The following is a 17,044-nucleotide window of genomic DNA, read 5'->3' as shown; positions in this document are numbered from 1 at the left end:
TCTTTACCTTATAAATACTATATTAATCTCATGCGGTTTGCAATCCTAATCTTTTTTCTAGTTATTACCCAACCCACTGTTGCGCAAAACACTAAACCAATTATTCCATTAAAAACTGAAGCAAAAAAAGAAGCACCCTTAAAAGTAGGTATCATTGGACTCTCTCATTCCCATGTGCACTTACTGTTGGGACGTTCTTCTAGCCATACGGATATTGAAATAGTAGGTATTGTAGAGCCTAATATTGATATGGCACAACGATATGCTAAACAATACGGATATGCAATGGAAAAGGTATACCCAACAATGGAAGCAATGACCAATGCCGTTAAACTAGAAGCTGTAACCGCCTTTGGAAGTATTTATGAACATTTAGCTGTTGTTGAACATTTTGCGCCATTAGGAGTCCATATTATGGTTGAAAAACCACTAGCAGTTAGCGTTAAACACGCTAAAAAGATGCAGAAATTAGCAACAAAGCACAACATACACCTTTTAACAAATTATGAAACTACCTGGTATGCAACCAATCATAAAGCCTATGAAATGATCTACAACGGGGCTATTGGCGATATGCGTAGAATTGTGGTACAAGATGGACATAAAGGACCAAAGGAGATTGGTGTTAATCAAGAATTTTTAGAATGGCTAACAGATCCAATAAGCAATGGTGGTGGGGCCATTATAGATTTTGGTTGTTATGGAGCTAATTTAGTTACTTGGCTCAAGAAAGGGGAAAAACCACTAACTATTACAGCGGTGACCCAAACCAACAAACCATCCATTTACCCTAAGGTAGACGATGAGGCTACCATCATTTTACAATACCCCAAAATGCAGGCGGTACTTCAGCCCTCTTGGAACTGGCCTTTTTCAAGAAAAGACATTGAAATTTATGGAGAAACTGGTTATATTATTAATGAAAATTCTAAAGAAATCAGATATAAGCTCAATGCGCATAAACCAGAAGAAAAGTCATATCCAAAACCTAGGCCAGCGCCCTACAATGATCCCTTTAGTTTTTTTAAAGCCATAGTACGAGGAGAAATAAAGGAAAGCCCCTACAGTCTGTCTTCCTTAGAAAATAACATGATAGTTGTTGAAATTCTTGAACTAGCGAAAAAAAGTGCCAAATCAGGGAAAACACTAAAATTTTCAAAATAGCGATCACCCCTCCTCATTCTACTTAACCAATATAGTTGCTTTTTAGCACGGATTGGTATGGCTTGCCTATTAAAAAGAACCGTATTCATTTTTATTTTCTTTCTTGAGCAGACTGGTCTAAAAAGCTAGAAATCGTATTTTAACAACTGTTTAATATTGCGTGGCAAGGTATTTGTTATCTTTACCCTTTAAATAACAAAGTGATTTAATGCGATTTACAGTACTTTCCTTACTGCTTATGTTAGCTTTTGCCCTACCAACCGTTGCGCAAGAAACGACTCCCGTTATTCCTTTAAAAATTGAAGCAAAAAAAGAAGCCCCAAAGGGATTGCCTTTTCCTGTTCTAATTCCTGAAGCTAAAAAGCAACCGAATATCAATTTTTTAGATTCCATGATGAAGCCTAGAATTGATATGCGTCCAGATGACCGCCTCGTAAAGCCGGGTAGAGATGTTAAATTAAACCCACGCCTAGGTCTTGAAGAAAAAAAAGATTCCAAAACCTTTTATGGAGACCAATATTTAGGGGATGTAAAAAGTAATGGAACATTTGTAGGTATTGTTTGTCGTGATCACGAATATGTAGATGGCGATCGTGTTAAGATTTATGCCAATGGAGAAGTAGTAGAGTACAATATGATGTTAGATGCTTCATTTAAGGGTGTCAACCTTACGCTAAAAAAAGGATTTAACCAGATCGATTTTGAAGCCTTAAACCAAGGCACCTCTGGTCCAAATACTGCCCAAGTAAATGTATATGATGAAGATGGAAAACTATTAACTTCTAAAAAATGGCTACTTTCTACAGGTTCTAAAGCTTCAATAATTGTAGTTAAAGAATAAATTATACCCTACCAATAAACGCAAGAGCCAACTTAATATCGTTATACGATACTTTCTTGTTTAATGTTTCGTAAATTGCTTTTAAACTTAATGGCTCTCCTTTTATTTGGTTACTTTTTGCCTTTCGAACATCTTTTACAATTTGCGCTGTTGGCTCATAAAAACTAAAATCCTCCTCGGGATAGTCCAAACACAATTTTATTAAATGCCCCGCTATTGTCCCCGAAGACATGCCTCTTTGGATTGCGATTTCTTCGATTGTTAATTTTTTTCTAAAATAGTCCAAAGTAACATCGTAGGTAGAGTCTTTTTTTAGTTTTTTATCCAGGGTTTTCCTGCGGTGTTTATCTATTTCCTTTACGTTAGTTAAGCCCCCTGAATCTATTACAAACTTGGATGCAGCCTTTGTTAATTCTTCAATGTTGGTTCCAGAATCTGCTTCAGAAGATAGTTCTAAAAAACGCTGATCTGCCTTATGTGCCAAGCCATCTACTTGCAAAGCCATTTCATTAAAACCTAAAAGCTTTAGATTTTCAATATTTTTTAACCTTGACAGCGCAACATATCCCTGTCCTTTTTCAAAGGTCTTAGACAAATCTATAAGCGCTCCGTCTAGTGTCATTCCCTGACACTTATGCACAGTAATGGCCCAAGCTAAACGCAAAGGAATCTGATCTAAACTGGCTAATGATTTCCCTGTATCATCCTGTATACTCCAGTTTTCTTGCTTTACTGTAATTCGTTTTCCCTGTGCCGTTTTTACCACAGGAAAACCATCATCATTAAAACTAACAATAGTTCCTAAGGTACCATTGACATACCCTTGTTCTGGATTATTCCTCACAAACATCACCTTAGTCTGTAATTTTAATTCTAATTCTTCTTTCGCTAAAACGGATTTTTTTAAAGTTTCTACTAATTTTTTATTGCCTTTGGTTGATGCTTTAAACTTTTTAGCCTTTCCCTTTATTTCACTTAAATGGACCTGGTTAATTTGATCCACATCATAATTGTGCGTAAACAATTTTGTAGGTTCATCTTCCTCTTTAAAGGTGTTTTTTTCTGCACTTTTTAACTGATGTATACTGCTATTGGAAATTTCACCAGCCCTAATTTCATTTAAAATAGTAGTTAGTACATCTGCATGCTCTTGCCGGTATTGTTCTGTTAAATAACAGACATTAAATTTGGCATTCACCCAGGCTGCTGCCATAAATGCGAACTTATCCTTACTCTTTTCTCCTTGATTTCCTATAGGAGGTAACTGAAAAAAATCACCACAGACCACAATTTGAATGCCTCCAAAAGCCGCATCACTTTGTTTAAAAAATTGCAACACAGCATCTACCATATCCAACTGCTTTTTGTGGAGCATGGATATTTCATCAATTATTAAAACCTTCGAATTTTCTAGGTGTTCCCGTAAGTACTTTTTATCCTTCATCGCCATTAAATTGGCTCTGGTAAGCTGTTCCTTAATCCCAAACCCAGCCCAAGAATGTATGGTCATCCCGTTCATATGTGTTGCAGCAATACCGGTAGAGGCCGTCACAGCTACAGGGATTTTTCTAGCCTTTAAATAGGATATGTATTGGTTTAAAATATATGTTTTTCCTGTACCAGCAGAACCTGTTAGAAATACATTTTTACCTGATTTTAATAGTGCTAGTGCTTTGTCTTGTTGCAATGTTTTTAAATTTAGTTAACCCCTCCAGATTGGAAAATTTCTGTAGTTCCATAATACAGAATTTTTACTAAAAACCATAACTAAAAAGAGATTAGGTTTCTTTTTTACGATTGTAAAAATCGGTGGTGTGAAAATACTAGACTTCTGTTTTAAAAACTAATTTTAATGATTTTTAAACTTGCTACAACTATTTATAAAGGCATCATTAAAATTTGGCACAGAATTAAATTACCTTGCATCAAAATCGAAAACCCCAAGATGGCAGAAAAAAAAGTAAGTATTTTAACCGCATTTAAAACGATTATTTGGCCTAGACGTAAACTTGTTTTTATTGGGCTATTCCTAATTGTAATCAGTAAGGCGGCAAGTTTTGTTGCACCAATATCACTTAAATATTTAATGGATGATATTGTACCTAATAAAGATTTAGTTTTTTTAAGAAACTTGGTAATCCTTGTAATCTTAGCATTTTTAGTACAGGCAATTACTTCCTTTCTACTCACAAAAGTACTGAGCATACAGGCCCAATATTTAATTTCTGAACTCCGGGCTCAAGTACAAAAAAAGGTATTATCATTACCAATCAGTTTTTTTGACAATAACAAATCTGGTGGTTTGGTCTCTAGAATAATGAGCGATGTAGAAGGCGTACGAAACCTTATAGGCACAGGTTTAGCACAACTGGTTGGGGGGACCATTACAGCCGTAGTCTCTGTAGTACTATTGATGAAAATAAGCATAACCATGACCGTTATGGCTTTTATACCCTTGCTATTATTTGCTTTTATTTCTTTAAAAGCGTTTAAAATTATTCGTCCTGTTTTTAGAGAACGAGGAAAAATAAATGCAGAAGTAAAAGGGAGATTAACCGAAACCCTAAGTGGCGTTCGTGTCATTAAAGGGTTTAATGCCGAGGAACAAGAAAATAAAATTTTTGAAGACGGCGTTGCTCAGCTGTATGAAAATGTAAAAAAGAGTCTAACCGCAACGGCTGTAATGACAAGCTCCTCAACCTTTTTATTGGGTCTTGCCACTACGGGAATTATGATGGGCTACGGGGGTTACCTATTAATTACAGGCGATTTAACTACTGGAGAATATTTTCAGTTTACGTTTTTATTAGCTCTTATGGTAGCACCTATAGTGCAGATGAGTAATATTGGGAGTCAGCTAACTGAAGCACTTGCAGGTTTAGACCGTACTGAAGAGCTAATGAATATGACTTCTGAAGCCGATGAAAAAAATCGTACCATTGTTTTAGATACCATGAAAGGGGATGTCTCTTTTAACAATGTTTCTTTTGCCTATGAAGAAGACAAGGAAGTATTAACCAACGTAAATTTTACCGTTAATTCTGGCCAAGTGGTTGCCCTTGTAGGCAGTTCGGGATCTGGGAAATCTACCATTGCTGGTTTGGCAGCCAGTTTTTTAAATCCTGCGGAAGGAACTGTAGCTATAGATGGCAAAGATTTATCACAGATAGATCTTAACAGTTTTAGACAATACTTGGGTGTTGTTTTACAAGACGATTTTTTGTTTGAAGGAACCATAAGAAATAACATCCTTTTTCCTAGGCCTAACGCAACGGAAGAAGAACTGTTAAAGGCTGTTGACGCGGCCTATGTCAACGAATTTACCGATCGCTTTGATGATGGCTTGGAAACGCTAATTGGAGAACGTGGGGTAAAACTATCAGGCGGACAACGCCAACGGATCGCTATTGCCCGAGCTATTTTAGCGAATCCTAAAATATTAATTTTGGATGAAGCTACTTCCAACTTAGATACGGAGAGTGAAGCGCTTATACAGAAAAGTTTAGCGACTTTAACTGAGGGAAGAACAACCTTTGTTATAGCACACAGACTGAGTACAATACGTAAAGCTGATAAGATTTTGGTTATTGAAAATGGAGAAATTGCAGAGCGCGGTACCCATGACGAGCTTATTGCAAAAGAAGGCCGATATTTTAACTTGTTTACGTATCAAGCACGGATATAATTTATAAAAATGGTAAAAGCTCAAACCCTTAGCTATTCTAAGGGTTTGAGCTTTTATTTATAGCTAGTAAGTTTGTTTAGCTTTCTGGTGCCAACTCAACTTCTAATCCGTCTAAATCTGGAGTCATGTGTATTTGGCAACCCAATCTACTGTTGTCTTCTACGTTAAAGGCCTCTGCTAACATAGCATCTTCATCCTCAGACATTTCTGGTAAATTATGATCAGATTTCACATAGCACTGACAAGAAGCACACATAGCCATCCCACCACAAATACCAATAGTTCCTTCAGGAGCTAGCTCATACGATCGCACAATTTCCATTAAATTCATATTCATATCTGTAGGCGCATCTACTTCATGTAAAACCCCTTCTCGGTCTGTTATTTTTATTTTAATATCACTCATTAATCTATTGCTTTAACTACTACTTTTGGAGCTTCTTTTTTGGTTCCATCAAATCCAGTAACACCACCTACGGTTGTATATTTCATTACATATCTTTTCTCAGGATAAATTTTCTGGTAGGCACTTTGACACATTAAAGTGGCCTCGTGAAAACCACAAAGAATAAGTTTTAATTTCCCCGGATAGGTATTTACATCACCAATGGCATATATACCAGGAATATTAGTTTGGTAATCTAGTGCATTGTTTACTTTAATCGCATTTTTTTCTATTTCTAAACCCCAATTTGCAATGGGACCTAATTTTGGAGATAAACCAAATAGAGCGATAAAATTATCAACTTCTAATGTGATAATGTCTTCTTCTCCTGTTTTTTTAATTGCAACGGCCGTAAGGGTATCCTCGCCAATAAGTCCAACAATTTCTGCTGGTGTAACAAGGTTAATCTTACCTGCATTTTTAAGTAACTGCACTTTTTCAACCGAGTCTAAAGCCCCTCTAAATTCATTTCTTCGATGCACTAAAGTAACCTCAGAGGCTATATCTGCCAAAAAAATACTCCAATCAAGGGCTGAGTCGCCCCCACCAGCAATAACTACTTTTTTATTGCGGTAAACTTCTGGGTCTTTTATCATGTAAGCAACGCCATTATCCTCAAACTTAGTTAAGTTTTGTAGTAATGGTTTTCGTGGCTCAAAACTCCCCAAACCACCTGCTATTGCAACAATTGGTGCGTGGTGCTTTGTTCCCTTGTTGGTGGTAACAACAAATGAGCCATCTTCCTGTTTTTCTATAGTTTCTGCACGTTCACCCAATGTAAATCCTGGTTGAAATGCTTTTGTCTGCTCCATTAAATTAGCTACTAAATCTCCTGCTAATACTTCAGGAAAGCCCGGAATATCGTAGATTGGTTTTTTAGGATAAATCTCTGAACATTGTCCGCCTGCTTGTGGCAAAGCGTCTATTAAATGACATTTTAATTGTAATAATCCTGCTTCAAAAACTGCAAAAAGTCCTGTTGGACCAGCACCTATAATTAGTATATCTGTCTTAATCATGTAAAAGTATCCTTAAAATAAATGTAAAATTACAGAAGTAATTATGGTCTAAATATGATAAATATCACAATAATTAACCCACATTAATCACCTCTTCAATTTGTGGCACATATTTTTTAATGGTCATTTCAACGCCGCTTTTCAGTGTCATTTGATTCACACTACAGCCTACACAAGCTCCTTCTAACTTTACTTTTACAGAAGTATCATTATCAATTGAAATTAGCGAGATATCCCCTCCATCACTCTGCAAAAAAGGACGAATTTCTTCCAATGCTATTTCCACCTTAGCTCTTATTTCTTCTGTTGTCATCTTTTACTTCTTGTTAACCGGCGAGCAACCCGCCATAGTTGTTATTTTAATAGCTTCAGTAGGAGGCATAGCTGTATTTCTTTTTACGACTTCTTGCACTATGCTTTTTGTTAATTTCTCAAAAGCAGCTTCTATTGGTGAGGCTGTTTGCAATGCTGCTGGTCTACCAACATCTCCGGCTTCTCTAATACTTTGTACTAGTGGAATCTCCCCTAAAAAAGGAATTTTTAAATCTTCCGCCAAATGCTTTGCACCTTCTTTTCCAAAAATATAATACTTATTATCTGGCAGTTCTTCTGGTGTAAAATACGCCATATTTTCTACTATTCCCAATACCGGAACATTTATAGAATCTTGTTGAAACATTGCCACTCCTTTGCGTGCATCTGCCAAAGCAATTTCTTGTGGTGTACTTACCACAACAGCTCCTGTTACAGGCATGGCTTGCATAATACTTAGATGTATATCGCCAGTTCCTGGTGGTAAATCTATCAGCATAAAATCAATTTCTCCCCAATGGGCATCAAAAATCATTTGATTTAATGCTTTTGAAGCCATTGGTCCCCTCCAAATTACAGCTTGATTTGGTTGTGTAAAAAATCCAATGGATAGTAATTTAACACCATAGCTTTCAACGGGCTTCATTTTAGACTTGCCATCTATGTTTACTGCTAGTGGTTTTTCCTGGGCAACGTCAAACATAATGGGCATAGACGGACCGTAGATATCTGCATCCAATAACCCCACTTTAAATCCCATTTTAGCCAATGTTACTGCTAAATTGGCTGTAACTGTAGATTTGCCTACACCGCCTTTACCCGAAGCAATGGCGATAATATTTTTTATCCCAGGAAGTGGTTTCCCTTTTATCTCATTTGTTTTTGGCTTCGCTGCAGCAGCACCTACCTTAACATTAATTTTAATCTTAGCTTTTTCATAAACTTCTGTATGAATAGTCTTTAAGATTTCAACTTCTGTTTTTTTACGAGCTTGTAAACTAGGGTTGTTAATCGTTACATCTACAACAACCTCATCTCCAAAAATCATAATATTGGTAACAGCTCCGCTTTCTACCATATTCTTTCCTTCTCCAGGAACCGTAATTTTCTCTAACGCCTTTAAGACATCACTCTTACTTATCTTCATCTATATCACTTTCTTTTTCAGCTTTTTACTTAAACTGATTCTAAATTGCAAAGATAGTGTATAGGGCTGAGAATAAGAAGCCATAGAATTGAAATATAACATACTTTTATCAGTTAACTTTATATTACATGCTCTCCTTTTTAGACTAAAATTTAGAAGTTATAGCGCTTTATATTCCAATTCTTGAAACGGATCCCAAAAGTACTTGTCTAAATCTTGTATTTGGTTATCTACTACAACTACACCTTCATTTTCGAGTAGTTGTTGCATTAAATTAGTCCCATCAAAATGATGTTTCCCAGTGAGCAACCCTTTACGATTAACCACTCTATGTGCAGGTATTTCTTCTTTTAAATGAGAAGCATTCATAGCCCATCCCACCATTCTGGCACTTCGGGCTGCTCCCAAATATTTGGCAATGGCCCCATAAGAGGTAACCCTTCCATACGGTATTTGCTCTGCTACAGCATATACTTTTTGAAAGAAATTTTCGTTTTTTAATTCCATTTTATTGATGGTAGACTCTAACTGAAGTTATGATAAAGAGGATCAGCATTAAGGCGCTAATAATATAATTCGAATTTTTTGAAAAGCCTTTGGACTTCTTTTCAAGCTTATTAAAGTATACCGTATACAAATACAATACAGCAAAAGTGCCAAAGCCAGCGGCAAAAATAAAGGTAAGAATATCCCAAACTTCAAATTTAATCCAACCCGATGCCTTCCACATGGCATTCATACCACTATAGTACGGAATAGTTAACAAATTAATTGCTGCTAAAAAAACGCCTTTATAAAAACTATTGCGCTTGCTAATTTTGGGTTTTACTTTCTTTTTAGGTTTGATCCATTCCTTCGCCATAGCGAAAAAATAAACTCCTAAAACTGCAAAAACAACTAAGGCCACCTTTAACAACACGCTAACCACCTCAGGGTTTTTGTGCAGAAATTTAGAAATTACAACGGCAATATAGGCTTGAATGATCACCGTAATGGACACACCAATACTAAAAATAATACCATTTAACTTGCCCTTTTCTACACTAGTTTTTGCCGCATTCATATTCAGGAGGCCCGGTGGCACCGTTGCCATAAAGGCTGCCGAAAAAGTGGCAAAAAAAAGTGTAACTAAATGCGTCATTGGTTAATTGACCTTAAATTGAATATAGGTTATTGGTTTTCCTTTCTCAAGATACTGATTTTCATAGAAAGTTTGTATATCCAACACTTCTTTAGGACTTCCTTCGTTCTTATACACATCATGATTGGCATAAACAACCTCTAATCCTTTACCGTGTAACAGCCCTAAAGTATACCCATGCATAAATTCGCTATCTGTTTTAAGATTCACCAATCCGTCAGGTTTTAATACCTGTCTATACTTTGCTAAGAAAGCGTCATTGGTTAGTCTGTGCTTGGTACGCTTATATTTTATCTGTGGATCTGGAAAGGTAATCCATATTTCAGCTACTTCCCCAACGGCAAAAATCTTATCTATCAGCTCTATTTGTGTTCTTAAAAAAGCGGCATTTTCGATATTTTCTTCGATAGCCGTTTTAGCCCCTCGCCAAAAACGAGCCCCTTTAATATCAATCCCTATAAAGTTTTTATTCGGATTTTGTTTTGCCAAACCAATGGTATATTCCCCTTTGCCACAACCCAACTCTAATACAATAGGATTATCATTTTTAAAGAAAGTTGCCCATTTTCCTTGTAACGGAAAAACCACGTCTGTTATATCTTCTCGGGTAGGCTGAAACACGTTTGCAAACGTTTCATTCTCTTTAAACCTCTTTAATTTATTTTTACTTCCCACAACATACATTTAATGATTTGGCAAAGCTAAGGAAATCTATTTATGTTTTTATAGTTGTTTTTTTGTCTTTATGAATAAATCTAAACGCATACTAGTAGCTCCGTTAAATTGGGGTTTAGGACACGCCACAAGATGTGTTCCCATAATAACTTCTTTGATAGAACACGGTTACACCCCTATACTTGGTTCGGATGGTGATGCTTTACACCTATTGAAGAAAGAGTTTCCAGAACTAGAGGCTTATAATCTCCCCTCTTACAAAATAAAATATGCTAAAAAAGGCAAGCATTTTAAAATGAAAATGCTCTGGGATTCTCCTAAAATGCTAAAAGCCATCCATAAAGAAAAAAAAGAGACTAAAAAACTAGTGAAAGAACTACAAATAGACGCTATTATTTCTGATAACAGGCTTGGTGTATATTACAAAAAGATACCTTGTATTTTTATTACCCATCAATTAAATGTACTCACCGGAAGTACAACATGGATGACCACCAAACTACACCAAAACATTATTAAAAAGTTTGATGAGTGCTGGGTACCTGACGTAGAAGAACAACCCAACCTTTCTGGTAAATTAGGACATTTAAAAAATTCTAAACTAAACCTTAAATACATAGGTCCTTTGAGTAGACTTAAAAAAAGTGATTCCCCTAAAAAATACCATTTAATGGTTTTATTATCTGGCCCTGAACCTCAACGATCAATGCTGGAAGAAAAAATATACGATGAATTAATTGGGTACAATTACGATGTATTACTCGTAAAAGGCAAAGTTGAAGATGAGCAAAAAATAACCTCATTACGAGGAAATATTATTATATATAACTATATGAATTCCAAAGCCCTGGAAAGAGCCATAGGTGAAAGCGGCATTATTCTTTGTAGGTCCGGTTATACTACGATAATGGATTTAGCAAAATTAGAAAAGAAGGCCTTCTTTATACCCACTCCTGGGCAATTTGAACAAGAATATCTGGCACACCGACTACATAAAAAAGGCATTGCACCATCTTGCTCACAAGATGAATTCACAATTGACAAACTGTGTAAAATAAAAGTGTTCAAAGGCCTGAAGCATTTTACAAAGGAAGTAGATTACAAGGCTTTATTTGAGGTTTTCTCTAAGGTAAAAGAAAACTCTGACCCAACACCAACAACGCTTTCCACATAAATTTTTTCGTTATGCGCTTCTAAAATATGTTTTACTATTGCCAATCCTAATCCTGACCCTCCAACCTCTCTGCTTCCACTTTTATCAACTCTGTAAAAGCGTTCAAAAAGTCTAGGAATTAACTCTTTAGGAATTCCTTCTCCGTTATCGGTTACCCGAACAATCACTTTGTTTTTTATTAAGTTTTCTACACTAACCTCAGTGGTTCCATTATTATAACCGTACTTAATAGAATTCACCAGCAGGTTAGCCAGTACTTGCTGAGTGCGTTCTTTATCTGCCTTAACCATGATAGGTTTGTCATAATTAATATCAAAAGTAAGTGCAATCTTCTTTTTAGCAGCGCGCATCTCTAAGGAATCAAATACATTCTGAATAAGCTCTACGATATCAAAATCTTCAAGATCTAACACAAGTCCACCAACCTCTAATTTGGTAATCATATCTAAATCCTTGACAATATAAATTAGCCTTTCGACTCCTTTATTAGCTCTTTCCAAATATTTTTTATGAACTTTTTTATCGTCCATAGCGCCATCCAACAAGGTTAAAATATATCCTTGCACCGTAAACAAAGGAGTTTTTAATTCATGTGAGATGTTTCCTAAAAAATCTTTTCGGTATTCCTCTCTAATCTTTAATGTATCAATCTCTGTTTTTTTTCCTTGCGCAAATTTTTCAATTTCTTCGGTTAAGGTTTTTATATCTGTAGTAATTGGAGCCGATGAAAAAGAGGTAGATTCTAGCAGTGAGACATCATCATATATTTTTTTTATCCGTTTATAGATAAATTTCTCTACACGGTATTGAATAATCATAAAGGCAATTGCAAAACTTAGGAGTGAGAAAGCCACAAGAAATAGCCACTCCTTAGTACCGGAATAATACATACTCATACCCAATATGCCTGTAAGTATTACAACAATAAATAGGGATGAGCGGAATGCAAATTTATAGGACTTTTTTAGTCTTTTAGCCATTATAAAACAAACTTATATCCAACACCTTTTACAGTTTTAAAGTGGTCGTCTCCTATTTTTTCTCTTAATTTTCTTATATGCACATCTATTGTTCTTCCTCCAACCACAACTTCATTACCCCAAACCTTATCTAAAATCACTTCCCTTTTATATACCTTGTTGGGTTTCGATGTCAATAATGCCAATAACTCGAATTCCTTTCTTGGCAACACGATCTCTTTTCCGTTGTTAACAACCTTATATTCTTCTCTATTGATAATAATATTGCCCACTTTAACAATATCTTCTTGATCTTCCACAGTATTCTCTTTTAACCTTCTAAGCAGTGCCTTTACTTTACTTATCAGCACTTTGGGTTTAATTGGTTTCGTAATATAATCATCGGCTCCGGCATCAAAACCCGCAACTTGAGAATAATCCTCACCCCTTGCGGTTAAAAAGGTTATAATAGTTTGCTCCAATTCTGGTGTATTTCTAATGATTTCACAAGCTTCAATACCATCCATTTCTGGCATCATAACATCCAATATCACTAGATGTGGTAGTTTTTTCTTTGCTTTGGCAACTGCCTCAATGCCATTCTTTGCTGTAAACACATCGTATCCTTCAGATGAAAGATTATAGCCCACAATTTCTAAAATATCTGGTTCATCATCTACTAAAAGTATTCTAATATCTTTCTTTTTCATCTGTACATCGTATTGATTATAGCGCCAAAAGTAAAGATAATACTTAAACCACAAAGATGCTTAACATTCATTTAATATCTAAACCTTAATATAACAATTTGGACTTGTATTCTTAACATATGAGTAACATCACTTTTACAGCTGCTGACGTTCTTTGCGGCAACTTATAAACGAAATTAATGAGACTTTTTTTATTGACATTTTGCCTTTTAACTTGCTTATTTTCAAAGGCACAAGAAACAGGAAGCATTGTTGGAAAATTAACCGACAAGGAGATGAATAACGATCCGTTGGCATTTGCCAATGTATTGATTAAAGGAACAACAAAAGGAACAACATCAGATTTTGATGGCTTATACGAGATTGCAAATTTAGTGCCTGGCAATTACACAGTTCAATATAGTTATGTTGGTTATGAGACTATAGAGATTCCTAACGTTGAAATAATTTCTGGAAAAGTAACTACAATTAATGTTCCAATGGCTGCCAATGAAGGGATGCAATTGGATGAAATTGTAATAACTACAGTATCCAGAAAAGATTCAGAAACAGCCTTATTATTAGATCAAAAGAAAGCTGTTGAAATGAAAACTTCAATTGGCGCGCAAGAACTTGCTCGAAAAGGAGTTAGTGATGTTGCCACTGCAGTTACCAAAACCACAGGAATTTCTAAACAAGAAGGTTCTGGTAATGTTTTTGTTAGAGGTTTGGGAGACAGGTATAATGTAACTACAATGAACGGCTTACCGTTACCATCTAATAACCCGTCTAATAAAAATATAGATTTAGAAATATTTTCCACTGATATTGTGGAATACATTGGTATAGACAAAACGTATAGTACAAAAAATTATGGTGATTTTGCCGGAGCTAACATAGACATCGCTTCAAAAAACTATACTGGTAGTGGTTTTATTGAACTTGGTGTAGGCGTAGGAGGAAATTCGGAAGCAATAGGCGTAAGTACGTTCTATTTAAATGACGGCCCTAATTTTAGCGGCTTTTATTCTAAAGATTATCCAGCTTTTCCTTTAAACAACTATAATTTTTCAACGAGTTGGGACAGAGAAGTTGGCCCAACACCTATAAATTCGAGTATTTCTCTTAAAGGAGGAGACTCTTTTAACTTAGGTGAAGATAGTAGACTTAGCTTTTTTGCAGTAGGTTCTTTTGATAACGATTACAGTTATAAGGAAGGAATAGTAAGGGGAGGCGTAAACGTAAGCGGTGTACCAGATAATGATTTTGATTCTTTTGACTACAGCTATAATACCAACTCTACTCTTATGAGTAATATTGCTTACAGATTAGGAAAACACACTTTCAAATACAATGTGCTATACCTTAATTCATCCTCTCAAAAACAGCAAGAATATTATGGAATAATAGACAAGGATGATGATGCAGCTCAGGGAGGTGGGTTTATACAACGCGCTGCTTTTGAAAGAACAACATTGTTGGTAAATCAATTCTTAGGAGACATAAAGTTAAAGGATAATTTAGATTTAAACTGGGGTGTTTCATACAACAGTTTAGATAATGTTGTTCCTAACAGACGCCAAGCAACAATTCTACCGGTTAATTCTAATGATCCTGACGGACCAAAATCCATGCAACTAATTTCATCATCCTCAGACAACCACAGGTTTTACCACACCTTAAATGAAGATGAATTTGCTGCAAACATCGCTACCACATTTAAATTTAACAAAAATGAAGATGATGAGTTCTTAAGCAACCTAACCTTGGGATATAGCGGAAGAATGAAACAAATAAACTTTGAAGCAACTCAATTCAACTTCAGAATACTCCAAAGAGACAATAACAATAATGTTCAACAACAACCTATTATTCAAGATATCTATAATTTAGACGCCTACTTTAATCAACAAAATATTAATGAAGGTTACTTTAGGATAGAAACTTTTAGGGGAACTGCAACTACTCCAAATGTAGCTGTTTTAGCCCCACAAACTTACGGTGGCGATCAAAATATCCATGCTGGTTTTATCTCTGGAACACATAAGTTTTCGCCTAAATTTACAGCTGTGGTGGGCTTAAGAGGGGAAAAGATAAACCAATCCATTGAATGGAATACTTCTTTGAATTCTGGTGGGCCAAGCGAATTAGATTCATTTGAGTTATTACCAATGACTTCACTTAAATATGAGTTAACAGAGAAACAAAATTTAAAATTTGCCGCAAGTAAAACATATACCCTTCCACAATATAAAGAGAGAGCTCCATTTCTATTCCAAGATATAGGTGGCGATACGTATGGTAATAACGGACTATATGCTTCTACCGATTATAACGTTGATTTAAAATGGGAGTTGTTTCCAAAGCTAACCGATATTATTTCATTTGGAGTTTTTGGAAAACTAATTCAAGATCCTATTAATACAGTAACTGTTAACTCGGCCGCAAATGATATTAGCTACGTTAATTCAGGTGATGAAGCAACTGCCTTTGGAGCAGAATTTGAAATTAGAAAAAATTTATTTGAAAGCGAAACTGAAAATGAGACAGATTACTTAAAAACAAATATGTCTGTTGGTTTTAACCTTTCATATATGAATACCAACCAAAATCTGAGTGATGGCAAAGTCATAGAAGAAACTACCGCAGCTGGTTTTCCTTTAAGTGTAACTTTTACCAATTCTGAAGATCGTCTTTCTGGCGCATCAGATTTGTTATTGAATGCAGACATTAGCTACAGCAAGGAATTTTCAAAAGACAAAGACATATCGGCTACTTTGGCTTATAATTATTTTTCTGACAGGATTTATGCATTAGGGGTTCAAGGCAAAGGAAATTTGGTAGATCAAGCAGTAAATACATTAGATTTTATTGTAAAATCAACACTTAATAAAAACATCAGTTTAGGACTATCTGCAAAGAATTTATTAAACCCTTCTATTGAAAGAATTCAAGACACTCAAAACGTTATTGTAAGATCGTATAAAGGAGGTGTAGACCTAAAACTTTCTTTATCATATAGGTTTTAACCTTTAGTTAATACAAGCATTACATTTTCATAATTCACAGGTAAACATCACTTAATAAGGTTGCTGTTTATTTGCATAAATATAAAAACTATTAAAATGAAAAAAACAATTTTAAAATTAATACTAACGATTACTGTAACAGTATTCGTATCATCTTGTAAAGATGACGATTCTTCGGGATCAACTTGTTCTGATGGAATTCAAAACGGAGATGAAACAGGAATAGATTGTGGTGGTTCTTGTAACGACTGTCCTCAATTAGATGCACTCATAGGAGATGTAACTGAAGATTTAATTTTAGATGCTGCAATAGCCTACAAACTGAATGGAGCTTTTGTTGTAAAATCGGGTTCTTCATTAACAATTCCTGCTGGAACTACAATTAAGGCTACTGGTGGTACTGCGGCTTATATCGCAGTTGAACAAGGTGCACAAATTTTTATTAACGGTACATCTGCAAACCCGGTTGTTATGACATCTGGTGAAGTCAACCCTACTGCTGGTAACTGGGGAGGCCTGGTAATTGCTGGTAATGCTCCTACTAACAAAGGTACTTCTGTAACTTCTGAAGTAGCTGATTTAACATACGGAGGAAATGTACCTACTGACAACTCAGGTTCTATTAGATATTTACGCATTGAATATACCGGTGCTACGTATTCTAATGATAAAGAGTTTAACGGTGTTTCTTTGTTCGGTGTTGGTTCTGGTACTACTTTTGAATACGTACAGTCTTACAATGGTGGAGACGACGGTATTGAATT

15 protein-coding genes and 1 pseudogene are annotated in these 17,044 nt (G+C 35.5%); 6 read left to right on the top strand and 10 right to left on the bottom strand.

What is annotated here, in order from left to right:
* The first annotated feature begins 30 nt into the window (after positions 1–30).
* Together MWU65_RS12565 and MWU65_RS12560 are read left to right on the top strand one after the other, a co-directional pair.
* Entirely contained in the window at positions 31–1,164 is a 1,134-nt protein-coding gene (locus MWU65_RS12565; protein ID WP_247078404.1) for a Gfo/Idh/MocA family oxidoreductase, read from the top strand.
* A gap of 208 nt (positions 1,165–1,372) precedes the next feature.
* On the top strand, positions 1,373–2,005 hold the full coding sequence (locus MWU65_RS12560) for a hypothetical protein (RefSeq protein ID WP_247078403.1): 633 nt from the start codon (positions 1,373–1,375) through the stop codon (positions 2,003–2,005).
* Position 2,006: 1 nt separating this feature from the next.
* Here MWU65_RS12560 and MWU65_RS12555 read toward each other — a convergent pair whose 3' ends face one another.
* Complete coding sequence (locus tag MWU65_RS12555) at positions 2,007–3,692, bottom strand: AAA family ATPase (RefSeq protein WP_247078402.1); 1,686 nt, start codon at positions 3,690–3,692, stop codon at positions 2,007–2,009.
* Between the two features lie 258 nt (positions 3,693–3,950).
* Between MWU65_RS12555 and MWU65_RS12550 the strand changes: the two genes are divergently transcribed.
* Entirely contained in the window at positions 3,951–5,690 is a 1,740-nt protein-coding gene (locus MWU65_RS12550) for an ABC transporter ATP-binding protein (protein WP_247078401.1), read from the top strand.
* A gap of 76 nt (positions 5,691–5,766) precedes the next feature.
* Here the strand turns inward: MWU65_RS12550 and MWU65_RS12545 are convergent, their stop codons facing one another.
* From MWU65_RS12545 to trmB, 7 genes are all read right to left on the bottom strand, one after another.
* On the bottom strand, positions 5,767–6,096 hold the full coding sequence (locus tag MWU65_RS12545; RefSeq protein WP_247078400.1) for a 2Fe-2S iron-sulfur cluster-binding protein: 330 nt from the start codon (positions 6,094–6,096) through the stop codon (positions 5,767–5,769).
* A complete protein-coding gene (locus tag MWU65_RS12540) occupies positions 6,096–7,154 on the bottom strand; it encodes an NAD(P)/FAD-dependent oxidoreductase (protein ID WP_247078398.1) in 1,059 nt (352 codons plus the stop codon). The genes MWU65_RS12545 and MWU65_RS12540 overlap by 1 nt, the downstream gene beginning before the upstream one ends.
* A 73-nt stretch (positions 7,155–7,227) precedes the next feature.
* Positions 7,228–7,467: a NifU family protein gene (locus MWU65_RS12535; RefSeq protein WP_247078396.1), complete on the bottom strand. Its 240-nt coding sequence runs from the start codon at positions 7,465–7,467 to the stop codon at positions 7,228–7,230.
* A 3-nt stretch (positions 7,468–7,470) separates the two neighbouring features.
* Positions 7,471–8,613, bottom strand: coding sequence for an Mrp/NBP35 family ATP-binding protein (locus MWU65_RS12530; protein ID WP_247078394.1), 1,143 nt, complete (start codon positions 8,611–8,613; stop codon positions 7,471–7,473).
* A 159-nt stretch (positions 8,614–8,772) separates the two neighbouring features.
* Positions 8,773–9,120, bottom strand: a complete 348-nt coding sequence (locus MWU65_RS12525; RefSeq protein ID WP_247078392.1) for an MGMT family protein — start codon at positions 9,118–9,120, stop codon at positions 8,773–8,775.
* 1 nt (position 9,121) lies between these two features.
* Positions 9,122–9,754 (bottom strand): LysE family transporter, encoded by a 633-nt coding sequence (locus tag MWU65_RS12520; RefSeq protein WP_247078390.1) that lies wholly within the window; start codon positions 9,752–9,754, stop codon positions 9,122–9,124.
* Positions 9,755–9,757: 3 nt separating this feature from the next.
* Positions 9,758–10,429, bottom strand: a complete 672-nt coding sequence (trmB, locus tag MWU65_RS12515; protein WP_247078389.1) for a tRNA (guanosine(46)-N7)-methyltransferase TrmB — start codon at positions 10,427–10,429, stop codon at positions 9,758–9,760.
* A 70-nt stretch (positions 10,430–10,499) separates the two neighbouring features.
* Here trmB and MWU65_RS12510 point away from each other — a divergent pair, with 70 nt between their 5' ends.
* Positions 10,500–11,603 carry a glycosyltransferase gene (locus tag MWU65_RS12510; protein ID WP_247078388.1) on the top strand — a complete coding sequence of 368 codons (1,104 nt, stop codon included), beginning with the start codon at positions 10,500–10,502 and terminating at the stop codon, positions 11,601–11,603.
* On the opposite strand, the gene MWU65_RS12505 is transcribed toward MWU65_RS12510, so the two are convergent.
* A complete protein-coding gene (locus tag MWU65_RS12505) occupies positions 11,528–12,583 on the bottom strand; it encodes an ATP-binding protein (RefSeq protein ID WP_247078387.1) in 1,056 nt (351 codons plus the stop codon). The two genes, MWU65_RS12510 and MWU65_RS12505, sit on opposite strands and share 76 nt — an antisense overlap.
* On the bottom strand, positions 12,583–13,272 hold the full coding sequence (locus tag MWU65_RS12500; RefSeq protein WP_247078386.1) for a response regulator transcription factor: 690 nt from the start codon (positions 13,270–13,272) through the stop codon (positions 12,583–12,585). Before MWU65_RS12500 ends, MWU65_RS12505 begins: the two co-directional genes overlap by 1 nt.
* Before the next feature lie 179 nt (positions 13,273–13,451).
* Here MWU65_RS12500 and MWU65_RS12495 point away from each other — a divergent pair, with 179 nt between their 5' ends.
* Positions 13,452–16,280 (top strand): TonB-dependent receptor, encoded by a 2,829-nt coding sequence (locus tag MWU65_RS12495; protein ID WP_247078385.1) that lies wholly within the window; start codon positions 13,452–13,454, stop codon positions 16,278–16,280.
* A gap of 96 nt (positions 16,281–16,376) precedes the next feature.
* A pseudogene (locus MWU65_RS12490) lies at positions 16,377–17,044 on the top strand (hypothetical protein); the annotation flags it as partial.

It is taken from the genome of Cellulophaga sp. F20128, assembly GCF_023015805.1.
Taxonomy (GTDB): Bacteria; Bacteroidota; Bacteroidia; order Flavobacteriales; family Flavobacteriaceae; genus Cellulophaga.
Note: the sequence above shows the minus strand (reverse complement) of the source record. Positions and strands in the feature narration are given on the sequence as shown.

Bases quoted from the DNA above. Each gene is read 5' to 3' on its own strand.
- MWU65_RS12565 (WP_247078404.1), top strand. From the start codon at position 31: ATGCGGTTTGCAATCCTAATCTTTTTTCTAGTTATTACCCAACCCACT.
- MWU65_RS12560 (WP_247078403.1), top strand. From the start codon at position 1,373: ATGCGATTTACAGTACTTTCCTTACTGCTTATGTTAGCTTTTGCCCTA.
- MWU65_RS12550 (WP_247078401.1), top strand. From the start codon at position 3,951: ATGGCAGAAAAAAAAGTAAGTATTTTAACCGCATTTAAAACGATTATT.
- MWU65_RS12545 (WP_247078400.1), bottom strand. From the start codon at position 6,096: ATGAGTGATATTAAAATAAAAATAACAGACCGAGAAGGGGTTTTACAT.
- MWU65_RS12540 (WP_247078398.1), bottom strand. From the start codon at position 7,154: ATGATTAAGACAGATATACTAATTATAGGTGCTGGTCCAACAGGACTT.
- MWU65_RS12535 (WP_247078396.1), bottom strand. From the start codon at position 7,467: ATGACAACAGAAGAAATAAGAGCTAAGGTGGAAATAGCATTGGAAGAA.
- MWU65_RS12530 (WP_247078394.1), bottom strand. From the start codon at position 8,613: ATGAAGATAAGTAAGAGTGATGTCTTAAAGGCGTTAGAGAAAATTACG.
- MWU65_RS12525 (WP_247078392.1), bottom strand. From the start codon at position 9,120: ATGGAATTAAAAAACGAAAATTTCTTTCAAAAAGTATATGCTGTAGCA.
- MWU65_RS12520 (WP_247078390.1), bottom strand. From the start codon at position 9,754: ATGACGCATTTAGTTACACTTTTTTTTGCCACTTTTTCGGCAGCCTTT.
- MWU65_RS12510 (WP_247078388.1), top strand. From the start codon at position 10,500: ATGAATAAATCTAAACGCATACTAGTAGCTCCGTTAAATTGGGGTTTA.
- MWU65_RS12505 (WP_247078387.1), bottom strand. From the start codon at position 12,583: ATGGCTAAAAGACTAAAAAAGTCCTATAAATTTGCATTCCGCTCATCC.
- MWU65_RS12500 (WP_247078386.1), bottom strand. From the start codon at position 13,272: ATGAAAAAGAAAGATATTAGAATACTTTTAGTAGATGATGAACCAGAT.
- MWU65_RS12495 (WP_247078385.1), top strand. From the start codon at position 13,452: ATGAGACTTTTTTTATTGACATTTTGCCTTTTAACTTGCTTATTTTCA.